Source organism: Rhodanobacter sp. ANJX3, assembly GCF_014200755.1.
In the GTDB taxonomy this organism is placed as follows: Bacteria; Pseudomonadota; Gammaproteobacteria; order Xanthomonadales; family Rhodanobacteraceae; genus Rhodanobacter.
The window spans coordinates 539,604-565,905 of sequence record NZ_JACHCM010000002.1 but is presented as its reverse complement, the minus strand read 5'-3'; the positions used below and the strand labels follow the sequence as shown (position 1 = coordinate 565,905).

22 protein-coding genes and 2 pseudogenes are annotated in these 26,302 nt (G+C 57.4%); 11 read left to right on the top strand and 13 right to left on the bottom strand.

All coding sequences use genetic code 11. From position 1 onward, the window contains the following. Positions 1 to 3: 3 nt before the first annotated feature. Entirely contained in the window at positions 4 to 534 is a 531-nt protein-coding gene (locus HDE76_RS07290) for a nucleotidyltransferase family protein (protein WP_184506348.1), read from the top strand. 284 nt (positions 535 to 818) lie between these two features. On the opposite strand, the pseudogene HDE76_RS20735 reads toward HDE76_RS07290, so the two are convergent. Next, positions 819 to 947, bottom strand: a pseudogene (locus tag HDE76_RS20735) (transposase); the annotation flags it as partial. A 146-nt stretch (positions 948 to 1,093) separates the two neighbouring features. Beyond that, complete coding sequence (locus HDE76_RS07285) at positions 1,094 to 2,092, bottom strand: SDR family oxidoreductase (protein WP_221262325.1); 999 nt, start codon at positions 2,090 to 2,092, stop codon at positions 1,094 to 1,096. 115 nt (positions 2,093 to 2,207) lie between these two features. On the opposite strand from HDE76_RS07285, the gene HDE76_RS07280 reads away from it, so the two are divergent. Continuing rightward, complete coding sequence (locus HDE76_RS07280) at positions 2,208 to 2,816, top strand: TetR/AcrR family transcriptional regulator (RefSeq protein WP_184506344.1); 609 nt, start codon at positions 2,208 to 2,210, stop codon at positions 2,814 to 2,816. A gap of 307 nt (positions 2,817 to 3,123) precedes the next feature. Here HDE76_RS07280 and HDE76_RS07275 read toward each other — a convergent pair whose 3' ends face one another. After that, complete coding sequence (locus tag HDE76_RS07275) at positions 3,124 to 3,402, bottom strand: helix-turn-helix transcriptional regulator (protein WP_184506342.1); 279 nt, start codon at positions 3,400 to 3,402, stop codon at positions 3,124 to 3,126. 155 nt (positions 3,403 to 3,557) lie between these two features. On the opposite strand from HDE76_RS07275, the gene HDE76_RS07270 reads away from it, so the two are divergent. Together HDE76_RS07270 and HDE76_RS07265 are read left to right on the top strand one after the other, a co-directional pair. After that, a complete protein-coding gene (locus tag HDE76_RS07270; protein ID WP_184506341.1) occupies positions 3,558 to 4,163 on the top strand; it encodes a hypothetical protein in 606 nt (201 codons plus the stop codon). A gap of 271 nt (positions 4,164 to 4,434) precedes the next feature. Next, positions 4,435 to 5,292, top strand: a complete 858-nt coding sequence (locus tag HDE76_RS07265; protein WP_184506339.1) for a YkgJ family cysteine cluster protein — start codon at positions 4,435 to 4,437, stop codon at positions 5,290 to 5,292. An 82-nt stretch (positions 5,293 to 5,374) separates the two neighbouring features. Here HDE76_RS07265 and HDE76_RS07260 read toward each other — a convergent pair whose 3' ends face one another. Next, positions 5,375 to 6,916 (bottom strand): peptidoglycan-binding domain-containing protein, encoded by a 1,542-nt coding sequence (locus HDE76_RS07260; RefSeq protein ID WP_184506337.1) that lies wholly within the window; start codon positions 6,914 to 6,916, stop codon positions 5,375 to 5,377. 26 nt (positions 6,917 to 6,942) lie between these two features. Continuing rightward, positions 6,943 to 7,386 (bottom strand): lysozyme inhibitor LprI family protein, encoded by a 444-nt coding sequence (locus HDE76_RS07255; RefSeq protein ID WP_184506335.1) that lies wholly within the window; start codon positions 7,384 to 7,386, stop codon positions 6,943 to 6,945. 361 nt (positions 7,387 to 7,747) lie between these two features. On the opposite strand from HDE76_RS07255, the gene HDE76_RS07250 reads away from it, so the two are divergent. After that, complete coding sequence (locus tag HDE76_RS07250) at positions 7,748 to 8,083, top strand: zinc ribbon domain-containing protein YjdM (RefSeq protein WP_179477147.1); 336 nt, start codon at positions 7,748 to 7,750, stop codon at positions 8,081 to 8,083. A gap of 207 nt (positions 8,084 to 8,290) precedes the next feature. Here the strand turns inward: HDE76_RS07250 and HDE76_RS07245 are convergent. Together HDE76_RS07245 and HDE76_RS07240 are read right to left on the bottom strand one after the other, a co-directional pair. After that, a pseudogene (locus HDE76_RS07245) lies at positions 8,291 to 9,775 on the bottom strand (DNA translocase FtsK); the annotation flags it as partial. Positions 9,776 to 10,937: 1,162 nt separating this feature from the next. Next, positions 10,938 to 11,852: a LysR family transcriptional regulator gene (locus HDE76_RS07240; protein WP_179477146.1), complete on the bottom strand. Its 915-nt coding sequence runs from the start codon at positions 11,850 to 11,852 to the stop codon at positions 10,938 to 10,940. A gap of 110 nt (positions 11,853 to 11,962) precedes the next feature. On the opposite strand from HDE76_RS07240, the gene HDE76_RS07235 reads away from it, so the two are divergent. The 4 genes from HDE76_RS07235 to HDE76_RS07220 all read left to right on the top strand — a co-directional run bounded on the left by HDE76_RS07235 (position 11,963) and on the right by HDE76_RS07220 (position 18,875). Next, positions 11,963 to 13,216 carry an MFS transporter gene (locus HDE76_RS07235; RefSeq protein ID WP_221262324.1) on the top strand — a complete coding sequence of 418 codons (1,254 nt, stop codon included), beginning with the start codon at positions 11,963 to 11,965 and terminating at the stop codon, positions 13,214 to 13,216. Positions 13,217 to 13,414: 198 nt separating this feature from the next. Further along, a complete protein-coding gene (locus HDE76_RS07230) occupies positions 13,415 to 14,362 on the top strand; it encodes an RDD family protein (RefSeq protein ID WP_184506334.1) in 948 nt (315 codons plus the stop codon). 221 nt (positions 14,363 to 14,583) lie between these two features. After that, positions 14,584 to 15,405 carry a hypothetical protein gene (locus HDE76_RS07225; RefSeq protein WP_184506332.1) on the top strand — a complete coding sequence of 274 codons (822 nt, stop codon included), beginning with the start codon at positions 14,584 to 14,586 and terminating at the stop codon, positions 15,403 to 15,405. 83 nt (positions 15,406 to 15,488) lie between these two features. Continuing rightward, complete coding sequence (locus HDE76_RS07220; protein WP_184506330.1) at positions 15,489 to 18,875, top strand: hypothetical protein; 3,387 nt, start codon at positions 15,489 to 15,491, stop codon at positions 18,873 to 18,875. A 157-nt stretch (positions 18,876 to 19,032) separates the two neighbouring features. Here the strand turns inward: HDE76_RS07220 and HDE76_RS07215 are convergent, their stop codons facing one another. Together HDE76_RS07215 and HDE76_RS07210 are read right to left on the bottom strand one after the other, a co-directional pair. Continuing rightward, entirely contained in the window at positions 19,033 to 19,740 is a 708-nt protein-coding gene (locus HDE76_RS07215) for a transposase (protein WP_255481471.1), read from the bottom strand. A gap of 350 nt (positions 19,741 to 20,090) precedes the next feature. Beyond that, positions 20,091 to 20,903, bottom strand: coding sequence for a hypothetical protein (locus HDE76_RS07210; RefSeq protein WP_184506328.1), 813 nt, complete (start codon positions 20,901 to 20,903; stop codon positions 20,091 to 20,093). A gap of 581 nt (positions 20,904 to 21,484) precedes the next feature. Between HDE76_RS07210 and HDE76_RS07205 the strand changes: the two genes are divergently transcribed. Continuing rightward, on the top strand, positions 21,485 to 21,742 hold the full coding sequence (locus HDE76_RS07205) for a hypothetical protein (RefSeq protein WP_184506327.1): 258 nt from the start codon (positions 21,485 to 21,487) through the stop codon (positions 21,740 to 21,742). A gap of 54 nt (positions 21,743 to 21,796) precedes the next feature. On the opposite strand, the gene HDE76_RS07200 is transcribed toward HDE76_RS07205, so the two are convergent. Both HDE76_RS07200 and HDE76_RS07195 read right to left on the bottom strand, forming a co-directional pair. Then, entirely contained in the window at positions 21,797 to 22,438 is a 642-nt protein-coding gene (locus HDE76_RS07200) for a hypothetical protein (RefSeq protein WP_184506325.1), read from the bottom strand. An 80-nt stretch (positions 22,439 to 22,518) separates the two neighbouring features. Further along, positions 22,519 to 22,800 carry a helix-turn-helix transcriptional regulator gene (locus HDE76_RS07195; RefSeq protein ID WP_184506323.1) on the bottom strand — a complete coding sequence of 94 codons (282 nt, stop codon included), beginning with the start codon at positions 22,798 to 22,800 and terminating at the stop codon, positions 22,519 to 22,521. 114 nt (positions 22,801 to 22,914) lie between these two features. Here HDE76_RS07195 and HDE76_RS07190 point away from each other — a divergent pair, with 114 nt between their 5' ends. Then, entirely contained in the window at positions 22,915 to 23,130 is a 216-nt protein-coding gene (locus HDE76_RS07190) for a hypothetical protein (RefSeq protein ID WP_184506321.1), read from the top strand. Positions 23,131 to 23,340: 210 nt separating this feature from the next. Here HDE76_RS07190 and HDE76_RS07185 read toward each other — a convergent pair whose 3' ends face one another. Together HDE76_RS07185 and HDE76_RS07180 are read right to left on the bottom strand one after the other, a co-directional pair. After that, positions 23,341 to 25,455 (bottom strand): amidohydrolase family protein, encoded by a 2,115-nt coding sequence (locus HDE76_RS07185; RefSeq protein WP_184506319.1) that lies wholly within the window; start codon positions 25,453 to 25,455, stop codon positions 23,341 to 23,343. A 503-nt stretch (positions 25,456 to 25,958) separates the two neighbouring features. Then, positions 25,959 to 26,135 carry a hypothetical protein gene (locus HDE76_RS07180; protein ID WP_184506317.1) on the bottom strand — a complete coding sequence of 59 codons (177 nt, stop codon included), beginning with the start codon at positions 26,133 to 26,135 and terminating at the stop codon, positions 25,959 to 25,961. Between the last annotated feature and the right edge of the window lie 167 nt (positions 26,136 to 26,302).

Sequence of the window (26,302 nt, the reverse complement as noted above, 5' to 3'; positions counted from 1 at the left end):
GCCATGTCGCGCCTGGTCGAGCAGATAAAGCAAGCGGTCGCCGCATTCGTCGGCTGCAAGACCACGCCTGCGCTGATCGGCGGTTTGGCGCTCGCGGCACATCAGGTGGTGCGCGCGACAAGAGATGTCGACTTTCTCGCCGATGCCGAGGACGCGGACCGGTTGCACAACATTCTGCTCGCGCTCGGCTACCGCTGCGTGCATCGCAGCGAGGATGCGGCCAACTATCTGCGTGACGATGAAGGACTGGATTTGCTGTACGCCCATCGGCCTGTCGCACGCCGCCTGCTCGGCGAAGCCATCGAACACAAAACCGTGATGGGGTCATTGCGCGTGATCAGTGCCGAAGGCCTGATTGGTTTCAAGCTGCAGGCACTGGTCAACAACTCGTCGCGCTCGCGCGATCTTGAAGACATTCGGGCGTTGTTGCGCGCGCAGCGTGGGAGGCTCAACATGGCCGAGGTACGCGAATACTTTGCGATGTTCGATCGCATGGAGATGCTGGATGGATTACTCGACGAAATTGCCGACTGAAAGTGCCAAAGGCGTTTGCGAGCCGTTGGCTGGAGGGCGGGTGCTGGATGTTGCTCAGGTCGGGAAGGGCGATTTATCGGATTGGGTGGAGTTGATGGAGGCGGTAGAGGCGTTGTGCCCGGTGTGGCCTCTTGCTCCGCTAGGAATGCATGATGAGTACAGGCTTTGAGGGCTGAACAGCCTCATAAGTAAACCTGACCCCGTTCTTGGACCCCGTTCTTGGACTGGTGGGTCAAGGGGGATTGGACTCCAAACCTATGTGCTACTCAAAATCGGGGGGGCGTCGCTTCTCTTAATTCCTGCAGATAGCGCAGGTAGTCCGTTTCCGCGGCAAAGCACGCCTGGCGGTCGTTGCCGCGTTGAACGAGATGTTGCGGGATGCCAGGGAGATCAGGACGAGGCTGGCGCGCCATGGTGTGCTTCCGCTGCGTTATGTCGCATCAGGATGCTTTGCGGACGAAGCTGTCGCTGTAGGCAGGACGCCTGTGGCTCGCCACCTCACGGCTCGACCTCTCGCAGGAAAATGAACCTGACCCCTTTGCTTCGAATGACGGAAGCATCAAGCCTCGATCCAACCATGGTCCCGGTACCAAGTGACCTCGTCGCGCAGAGTCTCTCGGACGGGTCGGAATTGAACACCGAGTTCTTCCCGGAGCTTTCGATCGCTGAACGTCGAGCGCCCATTTTCCCGAACCATGAGCCGTACGGTCGCCCAGCTGAGGAGCGCCGGCGCCTTCGTGAGTCTCGCCCGAAGCTCCTGAAATGCCGCAACGATATACAGCATGAAAAGAGGTAGTTTCCTCCGCGGTGCAGGCACGCCGGTGACTTCCTGCAACTCGGAAAAGATACCCTTCATGTCCATATTGCGGCCAGCGGAGAGATAACGTTCCCCGCGACGTCCACGTTCGAGACTTGCGATCATTGCTAAAGCGACGTCGCGTGCATCAACGACCGATACTGTACCCGGGGGGATACCCGGCAGCTTGCGGTTTACGAAGTCCAGAGTCGTCTGACCGGCTTGCGTTGGACCGGAGTCGCCCGGGCCGTGCATCCAGCCTGGCAGCACGAACACGGCGAAAAAATCAGGATGGCTTGCCAAGAACGAACTCACTTCCTTGTCCGCGAGGATTTTGCTTCTGTAGTAGTCATCCCCGTCGTTCTCAGTGCGCAGCATCGTCTCGTCGATCATTGCCCCGCGAGGACCGTTGAGAACTGCAATCGAACTGGTCTGAACGAACTTCCGAACGCCCGCAGCATAAGCAGCTTCCAGAAGGTTCCTCGTGCCCAGTACATTTGCGGCGTGCAGAGCCTTCCAGTGCGAGCCTCCGAGAAAACTTTCACGGAAGTAAGCAGCAGTATGAAAGACGGCAGTCACGCCTCGCATAGTTGAGGCGAATTGCTGCACGTTCGTCATATCCCCCTGAATGACCTCGACCTCAAGCCCCTCGAACTGCTTCGACGCTTTCTCCTGTGATCTGGCGAGAGCCTTTACCGTCCACCCTCGATCCAGAAGCAGTCGTACCAGGTTATTACCCAATAGCCCTGTTGCGCCGGTCACGAATGCGATCCTTTGCTCCATATTTCTTACCCCTGCCAAAGCGTACCCGATAGTATAGATATACCAAACGGTATATTGGTTGCAAATTGTATGCTGTGATGAGGGGGATCGTGCGATGAAGCGGAAGAGACTAACGCGTGAGGAAGGCAAACAACGGACCAAAGAGCGCCTGCTTGAAGCGGCACTGGAAGTGTTTAGCCGATATGGCTACGAGGGTGCCTCTGTGGACCGCATCGCAGATCAAGCTGGCTACACCAAGGGCGCGTTTTACTCCAATTTCCCCAGCAAAGATGAAATCCTCCTTGCTGTTCTGCAGGAACATACACGCAGAGAACTTGTTGATCTGGAGGAACTTGTTCAGATGGAGGCAGATGGTACTCAGTTGCTGGAGTGCCTGGCTCAATACTACGAAAGCTCCCGAACTCGCGTCGATGCCGGAATATTGATGGCAGAGTTTCAACTCCAGTCGGCTCGTGATCCGAAGTTCGCCAAGAAATTCATTCCTGTCTTTACCCAGCATCAAGAGTCGTTGTCTCTGCTGCTGAACAGAGCTCTGGGGAAACTATCGCTTGATCTTGAGTCTCCGCAAGAGTTCACTGGAATTCTGATGGCTCTCTCCGTGGGGATCGCGCTTCAAAAACGATCTCAGCGGAGCCCCGGAGGGGACTCGTTTGGTCGGGTGCTCCGCCAAATATTGGGGGCGCCAAAAACGGGAAAAGGTTGAATCGCCTATATAGAAAACTGGGGTCAGAGTGGTCAGGTTCACTTATAGACTTTTGAATTGTCGCGTGGCGGACGATGCGCGGGCCTGATGCCGGCGAAACGTCGGGTCTTGGCCTCGACCATCGCACGGAAGTCGTCCCGGCCAAAGGCGCGTTGTTGCTGAAGATAGGTCAGGATGGCTTTCAGGTCGTCGTCGGACAGGGTTTCGTGTAATAGCTGGCGGTAGGCATTGGCACGCGCTTTGGGTTGCCATCACTTCCCCATGAATCATGTGCGTCGTGCAGATTTTACCGCGCAATTTTCAGTGTCTAGAGACTTCGATTGCTGCCGCGGACTCGCTTTGGTTTGGACACGGCCTCGCTCCCTTCTGCCAGTTCTCGAGCGAGTGTGAATACTTCGTCCAAAGCTGCACTTAGCTCCGTAGCGATTCGCTGCATGGATTTCAGCGAAGGATTGCGACGGCCGCGTTCGATGCCGCTCACATAGGTGCGGTCGAGCCCCGCGCGCAACGCGAGCTCTTCCTGGCTGAGCTCGCAACGCTCGCGCAGCAATCGGAAAGCAGGGCCGACGTATGAAGTGATGTCCACCGCTAAACAATCGCTTTTGGTGGACTATTGATCTACGGACTATAAGTCACGTTATACTTGGTCCGCGCATGGGGGCCTTGGCTCAGAGCGTCGCTGAGTCGACTTGTGTGGAATTTTCCCGTGGGACACTTCTTCGATGAAATCAGGAGGCGGCCATGTCAACGTTCGATGCGGATGATCGGGACACGAGGGGTTATTTTCTGCCGGAGCACAGCCAGCGCCAGCTGCAGAAGCTGCGCGATTACGCGGAGTTTCTCTCGCATATCGCGCAGCCGCGCATGCCGGATGCCGAGCAGGAAGGGCTCCCGAAGATCAATGCGGAGCAGGTTGCGATCTGCCTGGAATTTCTGGTGGAACAGATGGATGTCGTACTGAGCGGCCTCTCGTTTCCGGCTTATCGACCCGAAAGCGACGCAGCGCCCACGGCCGATAGGAAAGCAGAGGGCGCGGAGGCGATGCCGGACGATGCGGCCGGGAACTACCTTTTCGGCATGACCCTGGAGCAGGTCGATACGCTCAACCCGCTGATCGACATGATTGCAGCCCATGGCGATGTGGTGACTGCCAGCCATGGCGCCGAGCTGGCTGACCACACGCTGTCGCTGCTGGGGCAGGCCATCTTCAGCGATGCGTGCACTGTGCGAGAAATTATTCGTCAGGTGGAGTCGCAGCGGCTCGACCTTCCGCACAGTTTGCACAGCGGCGTGAACGAAGAGCCGGCCGTCTATCGTATTGAGCGAGAAAACGTTCGGGTTCATTAAGTAAAGAACGCGAGCATCATTTACCTTCATGGGAAGGCTGCCGGCCATAACACCGGACTTTGTCGTTTATGCTTAGGTTTTCTGACGCAACAAAAGGGTCAGGTTAAAGGTCAGGAGTAGTCCAACCTGAGCCTGTTCGGTGTGCAAGCCGCCAAAAATTGGCTTCCACCACCTCCACCCATAAGACGAAACGCACGGTGAGAAATCGCCGGTCGTTTCGTTTGCTGGCAACCTATTGGCGCTACTTACCGACAGCAGTGGCATTGAAGGAATGTCGACTTCCATTACTGGCCACAAGTGTAAGAATGGAAAAGATAACATCGGCCATCCATCGCATATGAAAGAACTATCGGATCAACTCGCAGCAAAAATCGTCGATGCCGTACTTGAGGAGCGATGCGCGTCCGAAGAAGGCATGCGTCGATACAGGCCACTGCTTGAGGAACGAGCGCAGAGGATAGTCGCGCGCTTTGCCGCTGATCCCGGTGAAGACAGCAGATCCAACGATGACCCGCTCGATCAGATCCATGCCCTGTTTAGGCTTGCCGATACCATCGTCAAGAACGAGCTAAGCAGCAACCGTTATCCCAAGCAAGCATGCCCGGATGATGGCGGATGCATCATGTGCTGCACACATATGCAGATTGCTCTTAGTGTGCAGGAAGCTGCCATTATTGCGAGGGCACTGCTCGAGCTCACGGAGGCTGAAAAAGCAGAGATCGCCCACCGACTTCCTTCACTCGGAAAATCCGGGCCTGGTTCGCGATGTGGGTTGTTGGGCGAACAGGGCCTGTGCACGCTTTACGCAGCGCGCCCCATCAACTGCCGAACGCATCGCTCATGCTCAATAGCGGCTTGCGAGGACCGTGTGCGGCGGGGCCGGAATGCGGGTGAGGAAGTGGTGTTCGCCTACCCGTTCGATGATCTGATCCGCAAATCCTTCCATCACGCAGTACAACCGAATAGAACGCCGCACTTTCTTGAAATGAACACATTCCTGTCGAGCGTTCTACATGACGATGAGCGGCTTTCAGCATGGGCATCTGACCAGATGCCAGCCGAAAACGATGCATGGCGTCCCATCCCTTGTCGTACCAATAAACAAAAACGGGGTTCAGGTTTAACCTGACCCCATTCTTGGTTTGCAGGCATCCGGTGACCTGCGACGCGATGCAAGATCGGCCTGAGTTGGGGCGAGCTCGTCCCGGTGCTCAGCGCTGCATGGCGACCTGAGCCGGCGGCGGATTTTGCGCCTGTTGCATCGCCTGTGCGCTCTGGGCTTGAGCCGCCTGTTGAGCGTTTTGCTGCCACTGCACACTGCTTTGCGCGACAGACGTATTGACGGCCTGGGTGATGTCGACATGGGCGTAGCTTTTGTGTGGGGAATTGAGGTCGCCCTGGATAGCGAACGCGCGCTGGGCGTCTTGGCTCAGCACGACATGGTCGACGCCGCTCATGCCCTTGGCTTTTGCGGCGACGGCCAGCGCCGCCGCGAGATTTTCGCTGCGTTGATCCGGCACGCGTCCGTGTTCCGCATCCAGGCGATGCACCGCGCCCAGGGCCTGCTGGTAAACCCCATGACGGGGATGTATGGGATCGGCGAGCGTCGGTGATTGCCCCGTCTTATGTAAGGCATCCAGCGTGTTTCGACCGGCGACACCATCGGGCGTCAGGTGATACGCGAGCTGGAATTTCTGGAGTGCGGCCTTTGTGCCTGGACCGAAATCGCCGTCAGGGTGCAATGAGTGACCATGGGTGTCGGTGTACCCCAGCTTGACCAGACCCGTCTGCAGTTCGGTCACTTCTTTGCCGTGAGAGCCCTGGTGTAGAGAACTGTTGTGACTATGCGGCGTGTGGGTACGCTCGCCTTGGCCGATAGCCTTCAAGGCTTCCTTGATGTCCGGATCTTTTGCGGATGTCGAGGGATCGAAATTCGTATCGCCAACCTTGGCATGCGCACGGTCGAGAGCGGCCGCCATCTCTGGGTTTTTATAAGCGTTCTTATACTGCTCGGCCAGAGCGGCAGCCTTCGGCCCATCGTAGTAAGCGTATTTGCCCTTGATCTGGTTGGCTGTGGCCAATACGTCGTCATAGTTTCCGCCGTCTTTAAGCACTTTTTCGAACTTCGTCATCTGCGACGGGATCTGATTCTCCGTCTTCGCCAGAATGGCGACAGTCTCGAGACGGCGATCTTCAGGAATATTCTTTCCGTAAGTGTCCAGCATGTTCACCGCCGACCGCGTCGCCTGCTTAATCTGCGGATAGTCGATGTTTTTGTGAATCCACTTCTGACCGTCTTGAGACGATGCCCACGCGTCGATGCTGTTGCGTGTGTCTCTGTCGATGAAGGTGAGGGTGGTTCGACCATGCTCGCCGTTGCCGTGTGTCAACAGGTCGGTGCGAAGCTTCGCCATGTCGTGCGCAAACTTCAGATCGTGGTCTTTCGCATACTGGCTGGACTGCTGAATGACGCCGTCCACATAAGTGGTCTCGCCCGCTTTGGGTGCGGCACCGTCTGTCGACCCCAGCGCCCACGTTCCGCGCTTGCCCAGATCAACCTGGATGGTGCCGAGCGAATAGCCACTGTCCGCCACGATTTTATCGGCGTTACCCCATTGGGGATCGGAGGTGCCTGCGGTAATGCCCGTAATGGAAAGATGGTACGAAGAAGGGCCGCCTTCGGTACCGCGCCCGACAACGAAGTACGTGGCGCCAGCAAGTGAATCGAGATCGTGTGTATTCAGACCAGGCATGGTGTTCGTCCTTGAGTCGATGCTGCTTAGTTGTCGTTGGCGACGGCCAGATACTTATCCAATGTGTTGGCGCGGTCGCAAAGCTGGAAAATCTCGTTCTGCGTTACTTGAAGGTCAGCGACAGTTTCATTGCCGTAGAGCAGGACTTCGAAATCGCCGCTCTTGTTATGGAATGCCAGCCACTCCCGTTGAGCACTGACCAGACCGTCCTTCGCCTTGCCATTGAGCTTGCCGAGCAACGTCTTGTACGTCGCGTTGAGCCGGGTGTCCTGCTTGGTTTTTTCCGCGGAGAGGCAACCGCCGAGAGCGATCGTGTCGGAGCCGGCCTTGTCGATACAGGTAAAGAAGGCAGTCGTGATGCCTTTCGGAGCATCTCTCCGAATAATTTGGCTCGTAGTGTCGGCGGCTACGGCGGCCGAGCCGTAGGTGAGCAGAGCGAAGGTGATGGCGAGCATCCCTGACGTTTTCATGTGTTCCTCCTGTTCGTCGATTTTTAGCCTTGGAGTCAATAGCGCGGCCTGTCGCAAGATAGACGGAATAGGTAGCCTTCCTTCAAAGATCGCTCCTGAAATTCCCTCTGGAAAGCCTGCCACTGACGCTTGGCAGCAGATCGTGAGCTTGCTAGGGAAAGGTTGTCGGTCAACAGGTTACATCGCATCGCCTGGGCCTGGCACCAGTACCTCGCGTGGGCCAGCTAACCGGATCAGAGCTCTCACCCGCTTTTAGTCGAAAGAATGCACTCAGCGCCTGTTTTCACATCGCATAGCCCATTCAGGGCCGTCACGGCATTAGCAGCGGTTACAATCGCGCGCTCTTTTCAGGTTCGAGCCCATGTCCGATTCGATCGCTTGCCCGCAATGTACGCTGCAGAATAGCTATCCCGACGGCACCATGATGGTCTGCGCCGACTGTGGGTATGAATGGTTGGCGCACGCGCCTGCCGAGGCCTCGGTGGTGGTGCGCGACAGTAACGGCAACGTGCTGGCTCAGGGCGACACGGTGGTGGTGATCAAAGACCTGAAGGTAAAGGGGTCTTCGATTCCCCTCAAGCAGGGCACCTTGATCCGCGGCATCCGTCTGGTTGAGGACGACGCCGAGCACATCGAAGGCAACTCGGACAAGATCAAGGGGCTGGTCCTGAAAACCTGCTTTCTGCGCAAGGCCTGACTACGGCGCCGCCCAGGCCGGCGACCCGATCGACGATGGGGGATGTGCGTACGCAGGGCTGAAATCCTGCGATGCGACGAGCGCATCGGCAGCCATGCATCGATCGTGGCTATCACAAGGGCGGTGCGGATCGGCGATGCTCAAACGGCCTGCCAAGCGCCATTCGGCTCTGTCCGTGTTTGATCGACCCGGTTCGATCGCGACTTTTCACATCGTATCGCCAGGGCCTGGCACCAGGACCTCGCGTGCGCCGTTGTGGCCCATGGAGGACACCAGTCCGGCGGCCTCCATCGTCTCGACCAGGCGTGCCGCACGGTTGTAGCCGATGCGCAGCTGGCGCTGCACGGAGGAGATCGAAGCGCGGCGGCTGCGCAGCACAAAGGCGACGGCTTCGTCGTACAGCGCATCGAGTTCGGCGTCGGCGGCTTCGTCGCCAAACAGGTCGGCCGCCGCTTCCGATGGCGGGCCAGCGAGAATTTCTTCGCGGTAGTCCGGCGCACCGTATTGCTTGAGGTGGGCAACCACGCGATGCACTTCGTCGTCGGCGACGAACGCACCATGCACGCGCTGCGGATAGCCGGTGCCGGGCGGCAGAAACAGCATGTCGCCCTGGCCGAGCAGCGATTCGGCGCCCATCTGGTCGAGAATGGTGCGCGAGTCGATCTTGGACGACACCTGAAACGCGACGCGGGTAGGGATGTTCGCCTTGATCAGGCCGGTGATCACGTCCACCGAAGGGCGTTGCGTGGCCAGAATCAAATGAATGCCGGCGGCGCGTGCTTTTTGCGCCAGTCGTGCAATCAGTTCCTCGATCTTTTTGCCGGCCACCATCATCAGGTCCGCCAGCTCGTCGATCAGCACCACAATCAGCGGCAACGTATCGAGCAGTTCCGGCGTCTCCACATGCGTCGGAAAGGGGTTGCTCAGCGGCGTGCCGGCGGCGCGTGCCTCGCGGATCTTCTGGTTGTAACCGGCCAGGTTGCGCACGCGCAATTCGGACAAGAGTCGATAGCGGTTTTCCATTTCGGCGACGCACCAGTTGAGCGCGTTGGCGGCCAGCTTCATGTCGGTCACCACCGGCGCGAGCAGATGCGGGATGCCCTCGTACACCGAGAGCTCCAGCATCTTCGGGTCGATCATGATCATCCGCACTTCGTCGGGCGTGGCCTTGTACAGCATCGACAGGATCATCGCGTTGATCGCCACCGACTTGCCCGAACCGGTGGTGCCGGCGACCAGCATGTGTGGCGCGCGCGCCAAGTCGGTGACCACCGGTGCACCGGTGATGTCCTTGCCCATCGCCAGCACCAGCGGCGAGTCGTGGTCGCGATACGCATCGGAGCGCAGGATGTCGGCCAGCCCGATCATCTGGCGCCGCTCGTTCGGCAGTTCCAGGCCCATGCAGGTCTTGCCCGGAATCGTCTCGACCACGCGGATGGAGGTGCGACCCAGGCCGCGCGCCAGGTCGCGCATCAAGGCGACGATCTGGCTGCCGCGCACGCCAACGGCCGGTTCCACTTCGTAGCGGGTGATCACCGGGCCAGCCGAAGCGCCGACCACGGTCACCGGCACCTTGAATTCGCGCAGGCGCTGTTCGATCAGCTCGCCAGTGGCGGCCAGCACCTCGGCCGGTTCGGCATCGACCTCCTCGGACGCGGTCGTCAGCAGGTCCAGCGGAGGCAGTTCGATCGGCCGCCTGGACTGGCTACCCGCAGCGGGCATGGCTTGGCTGGTGGGCAGAGCCGGTTCGGCATCGGTATCCCTATCGTGTCCATCGTTGGAGGCGGTGCGCAGCGCTGCCGGCAGCGCACCGACGACCGGTGGCACGTGCTGGATAACGCGCGTGGGGGCCGGCGTTGCGAGCGGCGGCGCCATCTCGGCGGTAGCTGACTTTTGCAGCCGAGGGTCAGCCGTTGCCGGCTCGATAGGCTTCGGTGGCACCGATTCAGTAGACGCAGGCTCCACGCGAGTCGTCGCTTCGGACATGGTCGGAACGGACTCTGCATATACAGGTGTGATCGACGTCGGCTCGGGGTGGGCCATGACCTCGGGCGAGATCGGCGCGGGTTCGATATAAGCCGCCATCGGTTCGATAGGCGTGATCGCCTGGGGCGCGGCCGACATGGGTTCGTCATGCGTCGACGGCGCCATGACCCGTGCTGGCTTCGCCGCCGTAGGTGCGATCGATGCCGGCTCGGTCCGCACCGAGGAGGGCGCGGCGGTTGGCATCGGCGCGGTTCGGCGGGTATCGACGTCGTGCGCATTGCTCAGGGCGCGAACGATGCCGGCTGTCGATGTGGCCGGCGGGCGGACCCGGGTCATTAGGACGGGCGATTCGGTGACGCTGCGCGCTGGCCGTGCGGTCGGCGGCCGATGGGATGGCCAGGCTTCGGCCATCGCTTTTTCGGGTGTGGCTTGCGGCTTGCTGGCGGGCTGCGGCGGATGCTTGCGTTTAGCCGGCGCCTGCTTGCCGCGAGCCCATCTCTCCCCGGCCTTGCCGGCATGAGTGCGGCGCGCGGGTGCGGATGGACGGGTCGCCCGGCGCGTGTTGCGTTTTTGGTTGTTCGACGAGGATTTCCACAGGCGGAACAGAAGCCACATACCAGACAGAATCATTGCCGCGAAAACGTAGATCATCATGCGTGAGGCAGCGCCGTTCATGGTTAAGTCGACCCATGATCTTAACCGATGCGCTTATACGCCCGAATCCATGCGGCGAATACCGCCGCAACATAGCAACATAGCAACATAGCAACATAGGAAGCGAGCCTTCAAAAGGCGGGCATCGGCGCAAGGCTCAAGCACACAGTGTTGGATGCTTCGCGTCGAAGCATTCATTCCACTTGTGCAAGCGCTAAGCGCGCCGCTTTTTTGCCGGCCGTGCCATCGGCAGTTTTTGCAGCTCTTCGAGCAAGAGTGCCACCGGCGCCACCAGCCTCGGCGGCAGGGCGCGGTGCACCAGCCAGGCGACGATCTCGGGTCGGAAATCGGTCACGGTGAGAACCTTGAGTCGATGCCGATAGGCGCTGCGTTCGAGCAGATCGGCGGTGACCATGCCCAGGCCGGCGCCGCGTGCCACCAGCGACAGCTGCAATTCCGAGCCCGCCGCTTCGACCGTAACGTCGAACGGGATGCCGGCGATATCCAGCGCGCTGCGCAGCGCCGAGCGCATGCCGCAACCGCTCTGGCTGAGCACCCAGGAGAAACCCGCCAGGCCGCGCACGTCGAGTTTCGCCGGCAACCCCAGCGACGGCGCGGCGACGATGCGAATCGGCTGCGACGCGAATGCGGTCGCGACAAACGACGCGGGCGGCGTCGCACCGTTGGCGTAACCGACCACGGCGGCATCGAGTTGGTCGCCCTCCAGCGAGGCGGTCAGCGTAGGCGACCAACTGGTCTGAATGCGCAGTGCCAAACGCGGAAAGGCCTCGCGCAGTCGGTCCACCGGTGTGGCCAGCATCATGTCCGCGAGATACGGCGCCATGCCGAGCCGCAATTCGCCCTCCGGCTCCACGGCCGGGTTGACCGCCGCCATCAACTCGCTTTCGGCGCGCAGCAGCTGACGTCCCTTGGCGTACACCTCTCTCCCCACTGACGACGGCCGCAGCGGCTTGGATTGCCGGTCCAGCAGTTCCACGCCGAGCAAGGCCTCCAGCGACTGCACGCGACGCGTAATGGCCGGCTGGGTCAGATGCAGGCGGTTGGCTGCCTGCACGATCGAACCCGCGTCCACCACGGCGATGAAGGCAGTCAAATCATGGGTATTCATCGGCGATGCTCATGTATGTGATTTGCACATAGTCTTTATGATTATTATTCAATTGCTGCATGGGTTCGGGGTATTTAACCTCAGCACCCTCGTCGCCGCAAATGCCGTCCATGTCTACCGATGCCAACGCCGTACTCGCTGCTCCCGCCCCGGTCGAACAGGCGGTCGCTCTCACCCCCGGCATGACGTTGCTGTTCGCGTTCGCCGTCAGCGTGATGATCGTGAACCTCTCCGCCGCGCAGCCGCTGACCGTGCCCATCGCGCACAGCCTGGGTATTCCGCCGACGCTGTCAGGTCTGGTGGCCACGCTGCCCCAGCTGGGCTATGCGGTGGGCATGGTGTTTCTGGTGCCGCTGGCCGATCTCACGGAGAACCGCCGCCTGACCGTGATCACCCTTGTCATCTGTGCGGCGATGCTGGTGCTGGCCGGCCTCGCGCCGAATGCATCCGTGTTTCTGCTCGCCGCGTGCGTGGCCGGCACCACCTCGTGCGCCATCCAGGTGCTGGTGCCGCTGGCCGCCTCTATGGCTCACCCCGACCGTCGCGGCAGCGCGGTCGGCAGCGTCATGAGCGGGGTGATGCTGGGCATTTTGTTTTCGCGCCCGCTCGCCAGCACGGTGGCGGGCCATTTTGGCTGGCGCTCGTTCTATGTGTTGATGGGCGTACTCGATGCCTTGGTGGCGTTGATGCTGCTGCTCAAACTGCCGCCGCGTCGGCCCGATTTCGGGCATAGCTACGGCGTACTGATTCGGTCGCTGTGGACCTTGTGGCAGCGCGAGCGCGTGCTTCGGCGCTACGCCGTGTCTGCCGCGTTTGTGATGGCGGCGTTTTCGGCGTTCTGGACCGGTGTGGCCGTGCTGCTGGTGCAACCGCCGTTCGCCCTGAGTGCCGATGCGGCCGCGGCCTTCGCGCTGGCCGGCGTTGCCGGCACGGTGGTCGCACCGCTGGCCGGTCGCGCCGGCGACAAGGGCCATGGCGTGGTGGGCATGCGCATTGCGCATGGGGTGCTGCTCGCCGGCATCGTGCTCGCGGGCATCGCCGGTGCCGGCTGGTTCGGGTTCGACATTCGCGCCCATGCATGGCTTGCGCTGGGTCTGCTCGTGCTCGCGGCAATCACGATCGATGCCGGCGCCGTCGGCGACCAGACCATCGGCCGCCGCGCGGTCAACATGCTGATGCCCGAGGCGCGCAGCCGGCTCAACGGTTTGTTTGTGGGCGTGTTCTTCGTCGGCGGCAGCGCCGGTGCCGCCGGTGCGGGCGTGGCCTGGGCCATGGCCGGCTGGACGGGTATCTGCGGGCTATGCCTGGGGTTTGTGGCGTTGGCGTTTGCCGGCGACGTCGCGGCGCGCACCATGCGCCATTAGACGTATTGCGGAGGTTAGGGCAAATCTATTCGTAGTTGCCTGGCAGCCACTCGAGGTTCGGCGCGTTTTCATTCCCTCCGTCCCCCTTTGCTGTGCCCGTAGCGGCTTTTGTTAGGCGATGGAATTTGCCCATGCCGCAGCGCACCTCGCCTCCCGATCATTCTTGCGGCAAGATGTCCCCACTTCAGGGGGAAGTACATGGACGCATTGCATACGGAAGGTGGGTCGGATCGGGAGATTGCCGGCTTCTGGCGTCGTCTAGGCGCCTTCGCGGTCGACTCGATTCTGCTCGGCATCGTCGGCTGGATTCTGGGCGCGTTGTTCTTTGATACGTTCGCGCGCATGGGCGCCTATGCGAAGCTGATCGGCTTTGCGATCGCGCTGGCCTATTTCGGTATCTGCAACAGCCGTATCGGTGGCGGGCAGACATTAGGCAAACGCTGGCTTGGTGTGCGGGTCGTCGATGCCCACGACCAGCTGCTGTCCTTGCCGCGCTCGGTGCTGCGCTACGCGGTGTTGGGCATTCCGTTCTTTGCGAATGGCCTGCCGCTTGATCCTAAGCTAGCGATGTCGACACCGTTGGGTTACCTGCTCGCCCTCGTCGTATTCGGTGGCATGTTCGCCATCATCTACCTTTACCTGTTCAATCGCCGCACACGGCAGTCCCTGCATGACCTGGCGGTGGGCTCGTACGTGGAGCGCTTCGATCGTGCGGCGCAGCCCGTACCGTTCCCCGTCATGTGGCGTGGGCATATCGTCGTGGTGGCTCTGCTCGCTGTTATCGCTTTGAGCGCGCCAGCGGTCGCCAGTCGGTTCGCGCAGACCCAGACTTTCGCGGGCATCCTGCCGCTGTACCAGACGTTGTCCACCCAACCCCACGTAATGACGGCGCAAGTCGTACGCGGGTGGTCATCCTTCAATGGCGGCAAGACTACGCACTCCCTGCAGTCGTCGCTGTGGCTGGATGCGCCGCTGACTGACGATGGCGCCATGGCCAAGCGCATCGCCCAGCTGATGGCGAAAGCCGACCCGAATATCGCCAACGAGGATGTCGTTGCGGTGACGCTGGTCTACGGCTACGACATGGGCATCGCGTCGGGATGGAAGAAGCATGGGTATTTGTTCAAGCCGGATGAGTTGCTGTAGGTCGGTTGTCTCTTGGCGAGGGAGTTCAGCCATGATCCAGCGCGGCCGGATACAGGAAGGGTCGATGTGGCCGAGAGGGAAACACCAGATGGCGAAGTGGCCCGAGTTCAAGCGCCGAAGAACACCAAGGCGGGATTTAACTTCCGCCGTCCCGTTTTTCACCGGCGAGTCATCAGTTACTTCCTGGAGCCACTCATTCAAAAACACCGCGGAGAGCTTGCATGAACGCTGAATACGATCAATTTCGAAATTTTCGACGCAAGGTCATGAATCCTTCAAGGAAATCTACTGAGATGAACGCACGACTCACTAAGACCCATCGAGCTGGCATAAGAGTGCAGTCTTTAGGAAAGACCATATCGATCTTATTCTTTTCTGTATTGCTCATAAGCAATGTTATGTCTCAGTCCGCCCCGTCCAATCTCATTTCATCGAACGCTGCAAATTCCGGTCAACCCAACAGAACAAATCCGCCTGACGCACAACCTTACTTACGTGATAATCCGCCATATACCAACGATGTGATGTGGGGAAAAATTATTAGTCTCATACAACTGCATGGCGGATATGTCGAACCCCAAGATCTTGAGTCAACTTTTAACGTTAAATCTATTCGCGATAGAAATTTCGGAAGCAGCGGCTATAGTGCGCACCTTATAAGCAGCAGCTCTTGGAATTTAAATATAACTTACGTCGAATATTTTAAAAAGTATGTATTAGACGGGAAAATTATAAATCCTGGCGGTAAAATGTCGATCTTAAACATCAACTGGCCTTTTTATTTGAATGATAAGAAAGAATGCATAAATGCCGGTAATTCTATAAAAGAACTTAGCGATCTGGGCTGGTTTACAAAAGCAGAAAAAGAAAAAAATGTCACGCCACTGAGCAGCGAATTTAGAACATCAAATGCGTCAGATTTTGTAAATTCGAAAAATAAATCTCGTGTAGTAATTTCTTATGGCGACAACAAAGATTTTATCGATCCCATAAAACCGGATCAGGCTTGCGTTTTTATTGTAGAGATATACGGGCGGCTCTAGATAACAGATATTTCATTAATTTCAGGAAAAGTTAGCCCTGTTATTAGTTATGTTTCTTAACAATTAAATAATGGATTATAGTTATGGCAACTCTTAATGACCTATTGACGCAACTATCCAATGAAATGGCAGCTCAAAACAAGAGCGCGGAATACACCACTTTTTACAACGCTATTTCTTCATCGCCCGCATTATTGGACGCCCTGGAAGCTCAGGTAGCAAACCAGACGATTACAAAGTTTTCTTATAATACGACCGGTAATTCGTCGCTTGGTGGGGCATATAATCCATTGAATACAACGATGGAAATTGGATCATCCTACTTAAATACAATCATAAATTCACCGGCTGATATTATTGAGTTTGTGGCGCATGAAACACAACACGCGATCGACAACGGACCTTATTATCAAAATGAGCCCGGCTCAGGAACAATCCCTGCAGCCACTCAAGTCTATAATAACGATCTCAGCGCTTACTACAATAACCCGGGAAGCTTACCTGCTGGCACCACATTAACATCTATAATTAACACAAATGTTCTCGCCCACCTTGACGATGAAGGGAGAGCGAACATTGCCGGTTATAACGCCAATCTCAGCGCAGCGGTTGCGGCCAATGGTGGTGCGCCACTCACTCAAGACCAGCTCGCTGCGGCCATCGCGGCCGATCCATACGCGAGCCAAGTGGCCGGCATCAACACACTATCAGATGGCACAATTGATATAACCAATGCAGCGAATATTCAATCCGCTGCCAATTACATGTCCTTGGCAAATCCATCTGGATATGCCAATCCATCTGACCCGACGGGAAAGACACCCGACACAGAAATAACGTATAACGATTTATATGGCGCATTTGATTTAAATCAAGCTGTCTCTGCAGCCGATGGAGGCAGCGTTACTGTTAATTTCGATCAGCTTGGGCTGACGACATCTTCCATTGCAAGCGGCGCAAGCGCGTTAAGCGATCTCCAGATAGATGAGAATCTCGCAATTACTGGATTCAATTGCGGCGTTCCACAGGGCGGAACCGGCCAAGACGCCAGCTGCGTTGTGTTCAACTCTTCGGACAATTCCGAGAACTTCTTTTTCATCAACCCGGATGGAAGTGTTCGCAGCGTTGGCGAGGCTACCACCATCCCCGTCGCTTCGGACGGTTCAAATGATTCAACAATACAATTAAGCAGTGACTATGCTGACCTGGATATTGACGCAAGCAATATGCAGGTCGCCATGGCCAATGAAGAATCACTTGGCATTAATTTGGACGGGTCAGATGATGTAATTACCCTAGACCCGGGTTCCGAAACAACTGCAATCGGAAACAATAACGTTTTCACGTTATCCGACAATTCCGACACAACGCTTACCGTTACCGGTCAGAACGAAACGATAAGCACCGCGGGTAACACCATCGTCATCAACGGTGACGGCTCAAGCGTTACCTTGACCGACGCTAAAAGTCCGGTTTTGAACACCATTCAGATGAATGGCAACAATCAAACGCTTAACGCTACACAAGCCTATGAAAGCACCGTTGCCGCCGCGTCAGGCAGCACAGGCGAGACAATCAATGGCTCTGGCTTGACCGTCAATGCGGGCGTGGGCAGTCAGTTCGCGCTCAATGGGATGTCTCTTACGTTCAACGGTGGCGCCAATACCCAGCTCAACATCGCGGGCGGTTTCAACACCGCCACGGTGGGCGATGGCAGCCAGGTCACTTTGAACGCACCGACGACGACAGGCGGTTTTGTGGGTCTCAACACCATCAACGAATCCAATGGAACCGTTACCGTCGCGTTCAACGACAGCACCTATGGTGGCGACACGCTCAATGGTTCGGGCAACACGATCATAAGCGCGAGTAGCGCCTTTAACCTTAAAGGAGACAACAACACCTACAGCGGCTCAAGCAGCAGTACTAGCTCCTTTGGTCTGACAGGTGACAACAACACCTATACGAGTACGGCTGGCAGCAATTATTTTGAGATTACCGGCTCCAACAATGTGGTTTCCGCTGGCAGCGGCGGCTACTACTCGATATACAGTGGAACCGGAAATACGTTGACTGTATCTGGCGCAAACTTTGAGCTTGAGGCAATGGGAACGACAACGATCAATGGATCAAACAACACCATTGACTTGGACAGCACCAGCGACGACACGCTCAATGTTTCGGGCTCAGGCAATACCATTAACGCCCTTGAAGGTGGCCAGCTCAATCTCGTCAGCGGTAGCAATTTTGATGTGTATATCGAGAACAGCACCATCAACGTGGGGGCCAACGTCAGCGCGATACTTGAATTAGACAATGATCAGATCATCGCATCCAATGGAGACAGCTTTCAAATCGTCAACGGAAACAATACGTTTACCGCAGCGGCTGGAAGCACGCTTACGTTCAGTGATGAAGAACAAGATGTTCCGGGAGAATCACTCTCGGTCACGCAAGGTGCCATCGCTCTCGGAGACAAGACGATGTTCACTATCAATGGCGACACCAACGCTATTTTGGGTGGTAATCAGGACGTCATCCTCCTCACAGGATCGGATGATTTCGTCAGTGGAACCAATAGCAGCATCACATTCAACGGCCCGCTGGACGGTGGCGACAACAGTATCTCGATTTCAGGCACGGGAAATAAGTTAAACGCATCCAATGCAGCGATTGCTTTCATCGACGGCCAGACAGGAGACAGTCTGGAGATCCACGGCGTGGGTGACACGATATCGGCCACGGACAAGTCCATCGATTTTTTCACAACAGGCGGAAGTGCTACGGCGATAGGTGCAGGCAACACGTTGACCGGATCGGGGCAAACGCTCGCACTGGGCGGATCAAGCATAACCGACGCGACAGTGATCAGTTTGACGAGCAGCAGCATCACCGCCGACTTGGGAAATTTCGTCATCAGTGGTTCGGGCGACACTTTTACCGGGGCGGACGGCAGTCAGTTGAATGTCACGGGGTATGGCAACACGATAAACGTCAGCAACGCTACCATCACCGTGGCCGATGATACGTCGCTCACGATCGTTGGATCCAACGATCAGATCAAGGGTGGCGATGACGACTCGCTGGCGATTACGGGTACAAACGACGCCGTAACAGCAACGAACAGTTCCATTGTGTTCGGGCAAAACAATTCTGAAGATACCGTGACTGGTGCCGGTGATGGCGGCTCATACTGGTCCGCTCCCGATCCGGATCTGCCGCCAGGAGACAATGGCGGCTATAGCCCACCGTCGCAAACCGCTGCAATGGCCCCGCTCGCTTCTTCCCATTCGAAGTATGCATCGAGCGCTGATGCCATCCACAGTGAAAGTACAGCAGGCATGCCTGACCTCCATGCCCTTGTGCACGCCATGGCTGCTTTTCATACCGAAAGCCAAGGCATGGCGATGGACAGCTTGCTGACGGCCTCATCGCCGACCGAGCATCTGCATCTGGCGGCCGCAGCGTAATCAAGCGCGAGACCGATTGTCATTGTGAAACATGAGACCCGACACGCTGTGTGCCGGGTCTCATGTTTTTCACACCAAACGAAGCGTTGATAACTTGCTGTCGCGTCTGTCGTCTCGTCATGCGGACAAATAAGTTTGCCCTCCTCCACACTGTGTTTCATTGCTGCGCCGAAACAGGGTCAGGTTCACTTACGGTCGTTTGAATTTGGGTGAGGTGGGCGATGCGCGGGCCTGACGCCGGGGAAGCGTGGGTCTTGGCTTCGACCATCGCGCGGAAGTCATCGCGACCCAAGGCCCGTTGTTGTTGCAGGTAGGTTCGGATGGCTTTCAGGTCGTCGTCGGATAGGGCTTCGTGTAAGAGCTGGCGGTAGGCTTCGGCGCGAGCTTCCGGAGTGGCGGCGAGCGTGGTGTATTGCGGATGCGGCGAGAGAGTGGCCTCTTGGCGAAGGCCGCAATGGCTGGCGCAGCTGGACCACGGGAAGGTTGTCGGATCATCCGTCATGCGGGCACGAACGGGATTGAGATCGATATGGCGGTGGCAGTGCAGCACATAGCTTTCGCTATCGACCAGGCTGACCTTGTAGCGCCCTTCCCACAATGTCCCGGTGCGCCGATGACGGGCGTTGAACTGGCCGACGTAGCCGAGCCCCAGTTTTTGCATGAGGCGAGCAACCGCACCGATCTTCGGCGGCGTGGTTAGCAGATGAACATGATTGTCCATCAATACGTAGGCGTGCAGTTTGCAGTCCGTGTCGAGTAACGCCTCGCCCAGCAGGGTCAGGTAACGTCGTCGATCGGCGTCATCGAGAAAGCAGGGTAGACGGTTGTTGCCTCGCTGGACAACGTGTTGCGGAATACCGGGCAAGTCGAGTCGAGGTTGTCTGGCCATTGCCTGAGGATCGACGTGGGCGCGTCCTCTTGATAGCGTCGACGGTCACTGGGTTTTGTCGGTGTCAGCCCTCTCCGCCAGTCGGAAAGTGAACCTGACCACGTTTCTGGCTCATAGCCGCGTCGACGCCTCCTCCGTTTCGTTGCCACCAACCGCGTCATGATCTGTGATGCGCTGATCGACCAAGGTTCTTGAACGAGGGTGACTAGTTTTTTTTGCAGACGGCCAAATCCACGCGCATAGAATGCTTCTGATTGATGCCTAACGCTGGACGTAAGCGGCACGCGTCTTTTCACGCATTTGCTTTGATGAAGCTTAAGCAGCCTTTAAAAAATGGACTTAGTTACCTTTGCAACACCATCAATCAAATCGCTAACCTGGTCCGATGTTGGATCTTTGCTTTTATTGTGATCACACAAATTTCTTATATCGCCGAGGTGTTGATTGAATCTCCACTCTGGAGTGCCAATCACGGATGCGCTCTTTAGCGCCTCGTTTAAATCTGAGATCGTTGGATTTTTCTTAGCAATCTTGACATTGTGGTTGTTGCAAACTTCCAATAGGTGCTTCTCCAGCACTACGCCCGCAACAGCTCCAGCCGCGCGCAAGAATTTGTGTTTCAAGAGCTCACGCGCGGCCTCAAGCTCATCGTCAAGCAAATCTGCTTGGACCATTTGTCGAATATCGTAAAGAGAACTCTCGAATCTGCTGCTCAAAGAGTCCAGGATTGCGATCTGCTGTTTCAAATGTGGCATTGCTGCGCTTGAATCAGTTAGAACCTCACCAAGTCGCGTGACTTGTAGTCCCTGCAGCGCGTCCTCTATCCGGTAATTTTCGAAGCTGATTTCTTTACGCCCTTTTGGTTTCTCATATAAGCGAACGAAGTCATTCAATCTGTCAGGCAGCACTTGCTTAAGTAATACGATGCTTTCTGAATACCAGGCTTGATAGGTTTCATCGAAATTTGGCAAGGCGTCCAAACGAGACTTTGCGACCTTCTTGTCGCCTTTGCACGACTCGAGTACGGCGGCTTCATACCTCTTTCCATAGATGTCGCGCGTAAAAGCTTGCTGTAAAAGACCGCCTTGTCTACGCAGGCGCTCGAAGTCTTTCTTGTATCGTTCAATGTTAGAGGCCATGGATGAACCTTGCTGAGTTGCCCAACGTTTCGATTAAGAGCGTAGCCGTCTGCTTGGATGAGTAGTTATAGAGCTCAGCTACGCGGCGCGTTGGCTGATTTCACGCGAATTGACCAGGTTCTTTAGAACGTCATTGCAGATTGTTATTGATTGTTTTCCCCAACCGTATCGCCTCGCTCTGCAAACCGCAGCAATTGCGGGAAAAGCGTAGTGCCTCAGCTTCGGATTGTTTACACGCAATATAGCCAACCTAGCCGTTAGCGTCCCTCCGCGAGTGCCAATCGCGGTATTGATAGATCTAACCTCCCAATCCATCAAAGGTTGGCTTGGAGCACGACGTATTTTTTCCAGTAACGTGGAGAAAACGCCTCCTGATTTCGGTGGCGAATTCCAGCAAATAAGTGTCAGGTTGATGGCCTGCTCAACCTCGATGGGCGCCATGGGAACGGTGTGACCGGCTGCCCATGACCGCCGCCTCCGCCTCCGCCTTGGGGTGGTTGCAACGGATTGAACAGTGGCAGCAATGTTATCGATGATACCCCTGATACCTGCGACAACCGCTCAAATGCTTTGGCACAACCTTGGCCAGCATAGAGAGTATCGACAGCCGTACCACTTCTGGGGTCGATCACGTCGAATTGATGATACTGGGCATCGGTATCACCAACGTTGAGCTTATCCCCGCAGCAGCATTCCACGGTTTTTCCATGGAGCAAACAGGTGTGTATAACCGGATGCAGTCGGTACTTGGCAAGAATGCGTTTTTTGTTTTCGTCGGTGCGACCATTAGTTGTTGGCATGATGATTTTCCCGAAATTCCCTGCATTGCCTCACCTTGAGGGGCAGTAACGTGGTCCGGCTCGCTTATTTTCCCAATCTCGATTGCAGCAATGTCATGCCGTCAGTGCTTTCGTCAGCAGCATGTCGTACAGCTCCAACCGAAGGCGTGCCCCGACCTGCAACATGGTTAGCCAATAGACGAACATCAGTGCGCCGAACAGGATGACTTCACTCCAGCTTGGCTGTGGCGGCCATTGCAGATCTTTGAACTGGATAACAAGAGCTGCGAAGACAGGCAGGGCGCCCAGCTTGTCCAAATTGCCAGTCAGTAGGGGGAGCTTGCTTTGCACTCGCAGGGTGCGGTGGCTGGCGAAGGCGCTCATTGCTTCCAGACGTTCGCGCGGGAATGTGCTCAGCCATACGATCAGGCCATCGTAATGTGGCATGTCGAAGTCCAGGATCTCGGCGAATTCGCGCCGCTCGGCGGTTGGTGTGAGCTTTATGCCGGGCAGCTCTGCGATAGCGACAAGGATGAGCCCCACGATTTCGATGATCAGCAGCACGATGAGCAGCGCCAATACCCAAGATTTCGCCGGCAGTACTTTGCCGAGTATGAGTGCCATTGCCCCTGCGATGGCAGCTAGTGCGATGCCCCATTTTGCCTTGCGGGATGGCGAGAATTGATAAGACGGATGAAGCGGCAACGCCTCGATCTTCTCATTCAGCGCTGCGAACGTGAGTACCGATGATTCCATTTCTGCGTCCTCCCTGTTGAAACTTTGGCAAGGTTTACTTGCGTGCCCGAAACCGTGCCACCCCAGATTCACTTATCGGGCTAGGGTCGCTTTGGCGGTTTGCGTACTGGTCTTACTTGATCCAACTCCTGTTCGAATTCATCGACGAAGTCGGTCAGCGAACTGCCGCAGGCATTGCAGAGTTCGCGCAACTGCAGCAAGTCCATCCGGCGTGAGCCACGTTCGACGTCACTGACGTAGGATTGAGGGCGCTGCAGTGCTGTGCTCAGGTCTACTTGGGTCATGCCGGCCGTGGTGCGGAGCTCGCGCAGGCGGCGCAGCAGTACCGAATACTCATCCTTATGTATGGACTTGGCGGGCATGGCGGCTATCCGAAACGACAGCCATGACGCTATATCTGCTTTTCAAATATCTGAAAAACAGATATTCTTTTTTGTGTGGAGGCTTATTCGCGATATCACCGGAGGAGGAACGCCATGACGGAAGAACGCCTTGTTTTCGGAGTCACCGTCGACCAGCTCGACGAGCTCAACACGCTGCTTCGGACGATTACGGCGCATGGCGACGTGATCACGGTCGGCTGTGACGAGCCCCTGCATCCGCAGACCGTGTCGACCCTGGGCGAAGTCGTGTTCAACGCGGCGCTTGCCGTGCGGGAAGTCTTCGACCGGATCGAAGCGCAGAAGCTCTGAGCGAAAACGAGCAGAGACGACCGGGTCAGATTTCGACCGTGCTCTGTGCGAACCCACGCTCGCGGAAGCCGCAGGCACCGGCGACTCGGCTGCTGCGCGTTGGAACGCCGGCGTGAACCGCTGACGCGTTTCCATCGAACACCTCCATGCAAGGATTGTCCTTGCACGGAGTGTCGGGGAAATCAGCGGTCGTCCAACCTGACCCCGTGCTTAGTTCGGCCAAACCGGCGGTTGATTGGCGGTGGGGTTGGGGATGTAGCGGCCGTAGCTCACCGTGGCCAGGGTGCGGATGTTCTGCAGCAGGTTGGGGTTGGCGACGACCGAGGGATCGAGCGGATTGCTCGACAGAATCACCATGTCGGCGACGTTGCTGGTGGCGAGGCTGCCGCGATCGGTCATGCCGTATTGCCAGGCGGCATTGGTGGTGAACGCTTTTATGCCATCCAGAATGCTGATGCGCTCGTCGCCCGGGTAAGCCGGGTTGTTGGCGAAGACCACAGGGCAGGTCCGTGTGTTGCGGTTCGGGTACCACGGGGGCTGCTGGGTCTGCCGCGTCACGCCCACCCAGATCTCGAACAGTGGGTAAGGCGGCGTCACTGGCGTATCGCTGTGCAAGGTGAGATGCAGGCCGCGGTCGCGCACTGCACGGGCAGGGTAGATGTTCATCGTGCGCTGCGGGCCCAGCACCTGCTGGCATTCCGGCAGGCCGTAGTAATACACGTTGGTCGACATGATGCTGACCACTACGCCCGGGTTCAGCGTCTTCAACTGATCGAGCTGTGCCGTGGTGATCATCGGCGCATGCAGCATCACGTCGTGCGTGCCCGGCGGCGGCACCGAGTGGTCCTTGGTGGCCGAGGCCATCACCGCGCGCACCGCATTGCCGATCGCGGCATCGCCGATCTGGTGGATCAGCATCGGAAAGCCGGCGGCATGCGCGGCGTACAGGCGCTGCTGAATCTGCTGCTCGCTCAGATCGGGCAGGCCGACATACGGCTGCGGAAAGATGCCGCCGTTGGTGAACGGCGCAAACACCTGCATGTAAGGCGAGTTGAGAAAAGCGGTATAGCCCTGCGGCGATCCGTCGGTGAAGCTTTTCAGCATTGCCACGGTGAGCAGCGGGTTGCTGCCCACCAGGGTTCGGCCCGCCGCACCGGTGGCGACGACGGACGAAAAATCGGGGCTGCTGTCGTCATAGGCCACCATGGCCGCGGACAGCGGGAAGGGACACTTCGTCGGCAGGCAGTTTTTTAGAACGTTGTTGTAGAGCCCGATATCGCCGATCGTCGCGGCGCCTTCCTGGGCCAGCGTATAGCCGTGTTGTGCATAGATTGTGGCGGCCTTCTGCAACAGCGTTTCCGCCAGGCCGGCATAGCGATGGAGTACCAATCCCTGCATCTTGCCGGTGGCGTACAGCGACAGATCCTCGTCGAGCTGCCCCTTCTCGGCAAGTTGGGACTCGACAGTGGGATTGGTGGTGGGCGCGTGGCACCCACCGGATGCCACGGAGGTGTTGCAGATATTGAGCATCTGCAACGCCCTGGTGTTGACATAGGAAATGTGACCCGACTCGCTGGTGACGTAGATCGGGAGGTCCTGCGCGATGGCATCGAGCTGCGGTCGTGCCAGACCGTTTTCGAAGGTTTCGCAATCGAGGCCGAGGCCATCCGGCTTGCTGCAGCCGGCGCCGTGGCCCAGGCGCGATGCGTCGTAGTTGAAGGCCAGCACCGGCAGCGGATCGATCTGCGACCCCGACTGCCGAATTTTCGCCACGGCCGCCTTGATCCGCGCCGTCACATCCTGCTGTGTCTGTACCGGCACGAAGCAGTGCTGGTAATCCTTCGCGTCGAGGCATCCGGGCGTGCCCGGCAAAGGCTTGAAAAGCACGTTGACGTTGGAGACGTCGGTCCAGTGCTCTGGATCGTTGTACATCGCATAACCGGCCATGTGCGAATGCGGGTCGATAAACCCCGGCAACACCGTCGCGCCGCGCAGATCCACCCGCTGCGTATTCTTGTCGGCCAGCCCTAGCACCTGCGCGTTGGTGCCCACCTTCATGATCCGGCCGGCGGGCCCGACCGCGACACCCTGAGCGGAAGCGTTGTTGTCGTCCATGGTCACGACATTGGCATTGTAGATGACCAGGGCCGCCACGCCGGGGCTGGCCGTCGCCGACGGACTATCCGCCGTGGGCGATACCCCTGTCTCGACGGCTCGCTTCGAGGCGGAGCCATCGGTACTGCAGCTGGTGACGGCCGCGCTGGCAAGGATGACAAGCGCGACCAGGGCGGCCGCAATCGACCGGTAGAATCCTTCTACTTTCATGGTTATCCCCTGACGACGAAATGGCGTATCAGGGTATGTACTACCGCCCACCCATGCGGAATGCGTCAATTCGGCAACAAGCGCTGGCGACGCCGTCGACAGAGGCGGATGACATCTCGATGCTTGACAATGATGCGTCTTCGACCCCGCTCGACTCGGCGATCTCTCTTACTGATGCTCTGATCCATTGAACGCAATTACGTGAACTCGCTCAATTCGCGGCGTCGTCGCACCGGCACGCCGTGGAAAAAACGGTATCAGGAACAATTTTATAGCTAACTGGGTCAGTGTCCCTTAGCAACAAGGCCTATTCGGGATGACAAAAAATAACAGCGGTGCCGAATTCTCTACTTTAGGTCGCTACAGCTACGGGGATAGGGTCAAAGCACGCTTACAGTGCGATAGTTCTAAATAAGACTGGATCTATCGGTTCGTCAGGCATGAGTGAACCTGGCCCTGTTTGGTTGAGAAACACAGTAAGAGGCTAAAGATCAGATAAAGAATCAGCCAGGGTTCGACTTAATGCTGACAATGGCTGTCTTTGGATTATTTTTGATATGGGACTGGCTCCAGAATGTTTCTTCTGCTTCAGCTTGTGAGCGGCAACCACGAATCGTTTGCTGGTTGGGGCCTGAGCCTTGTGTATATGTAATCACGTATGTCAGCTTGACATCTGTCATTGCTCTTATCCTCTGGGTTGGGCATTGTCGTAAAAAGGGCAGGTAAAAAGGGTGGTAGGGACAATTTTTGATAAGCGAAGGGTTGCTGCGAGTGCTCAAATGGTCCCTGACTACCTTGTAGTTCGCGTGCTATCTGCCATCAGAAACTAACCGCAACGCGCCGTATT

Bases quoted from the DNA above. Each gene is read 5' to 3' on its own strand.
- HDE76_RS07290 (WP_184506348.1), top strand. From the start codon at position 4: ATGTCGCGCCTGGTCGAGCAGATAAAGCAAGCGGTCGCCGCATTCGTC.
- HDE76_RS07280 (WP_184506344.1), top strand. From the start codon at position 2,208: ATGAAGCGGAAGAGACTAACGCGTGAGGAAGGCAAACAACGGACCAAA.
- HDE76_RS07270 (WP_184506341.1), top strand. From the start codon at position 3,558: ATGTCAACGTTCGATGCGGATGATCGGGACACGAGGGGTTATTTTCTG.
- HDE76_RS07265 (WP_184506339.1), top strand. From the start codon at position 4,435: ATGTCGACTTCCATTACTGGCCACAAGTGTAAGAATGGAAAAGATAAC.
- HDE76_RS07260 (WP_184506337.1), bottom strand. From the start codon at position 6,916: ATGCCTGGTCTGAATACACACGATCTCGATTCACTTGCTGGCGCCACG.
- HDE76_RS07255 (WP_184506335.1), bottom strand. From the start codon at position 7,386: ATGAAAACGTCAGGGATGCTCGCCATCACCTTCGCTCTGCTCACCTAC.
- HDE76_RS07250 (WP_179477147.1), top strand. From the start codon at position 7,748: ATGTCCGATTCGATCGCTTGCCCGCAATGTACGCTGCAGAATAGCTAT.
- HDE76_RS07240 (WP_179477146.1), bottom strand. From the start codon at position 11,852: ATGAATACCCATGATTTGACTGCCTTCATCGCCGTGGTGGACGCGGGT.
- HDE76_RS07235 (WP_221262324.1), top strand. From the start codon at position 11,963: ATGTCTACCGATGCCAACGCCGTACTCGCTGCTCCCGCCCCGGTCGAA.
- HDE76_RS07230 (WP_184506334.1), top strand. From the start codon at position 13,415: ATGGACGCATTGCATACGGAAGGTGGGTCGGATCGGGAGATTGCCGGC.
- HDE76_RS07225 (WP_184506332.1), top strand. From the start codon at position 14,584: ATGAACGCTGAATACGATCAATTTCGAAATTTTCGACGCAAGGTCATG.
- HDE76_RS07220 (WP_184506330.1), top strand. From the start codon at position 15,489: ATGGCAACTCTTAATGACCTATTGACGCAACTATCCAATGAAATGGCA.
- HDE76_RS07210 (WP_184506328.1), bottom strand. From the start codon at position 20,903: ATGGCCTCTAACATTGAACGATACAAGAAAGACTTCGAGCGCCTGCGT.
- HDE76_RS07200 (WP_184506325.1), bottom strand. From the start codon at position 22,438: ATGGAATCATCGGTACTCACGTTCGCAGCGCTGAATGAGAAGATCGAG.
- HDE76_RS07195 (WP_184506323.1), bottom strand. From the start codon at position 22,800: ATGCCCGCCAAGTCCATACATAAGGATGAGTATTCGGTACTGCTGCGC.
- HDE76_RS07190 (WP_184506321.1), top strand. From the start codon at position 22,915: ATGACGGAAGAACGCCTTGTTTTCGGAGTCACCGTCGACCAGCTCGAC.
- HDE76_RS07185 (WP_184506319.1), bottom strand. From the start codon at position 25,455: ATGAAAGTAGAAGGATTCTACCGGTCGATTGCGGCCGCCCTGGTCGCG.
- HDE76_RS07180 (WP_184506317.1), bottom strand. From the start codon at position 26,135: ATGACAGATGTCAAGCTGACATACGTGATTACATATACACAAGGCTCA.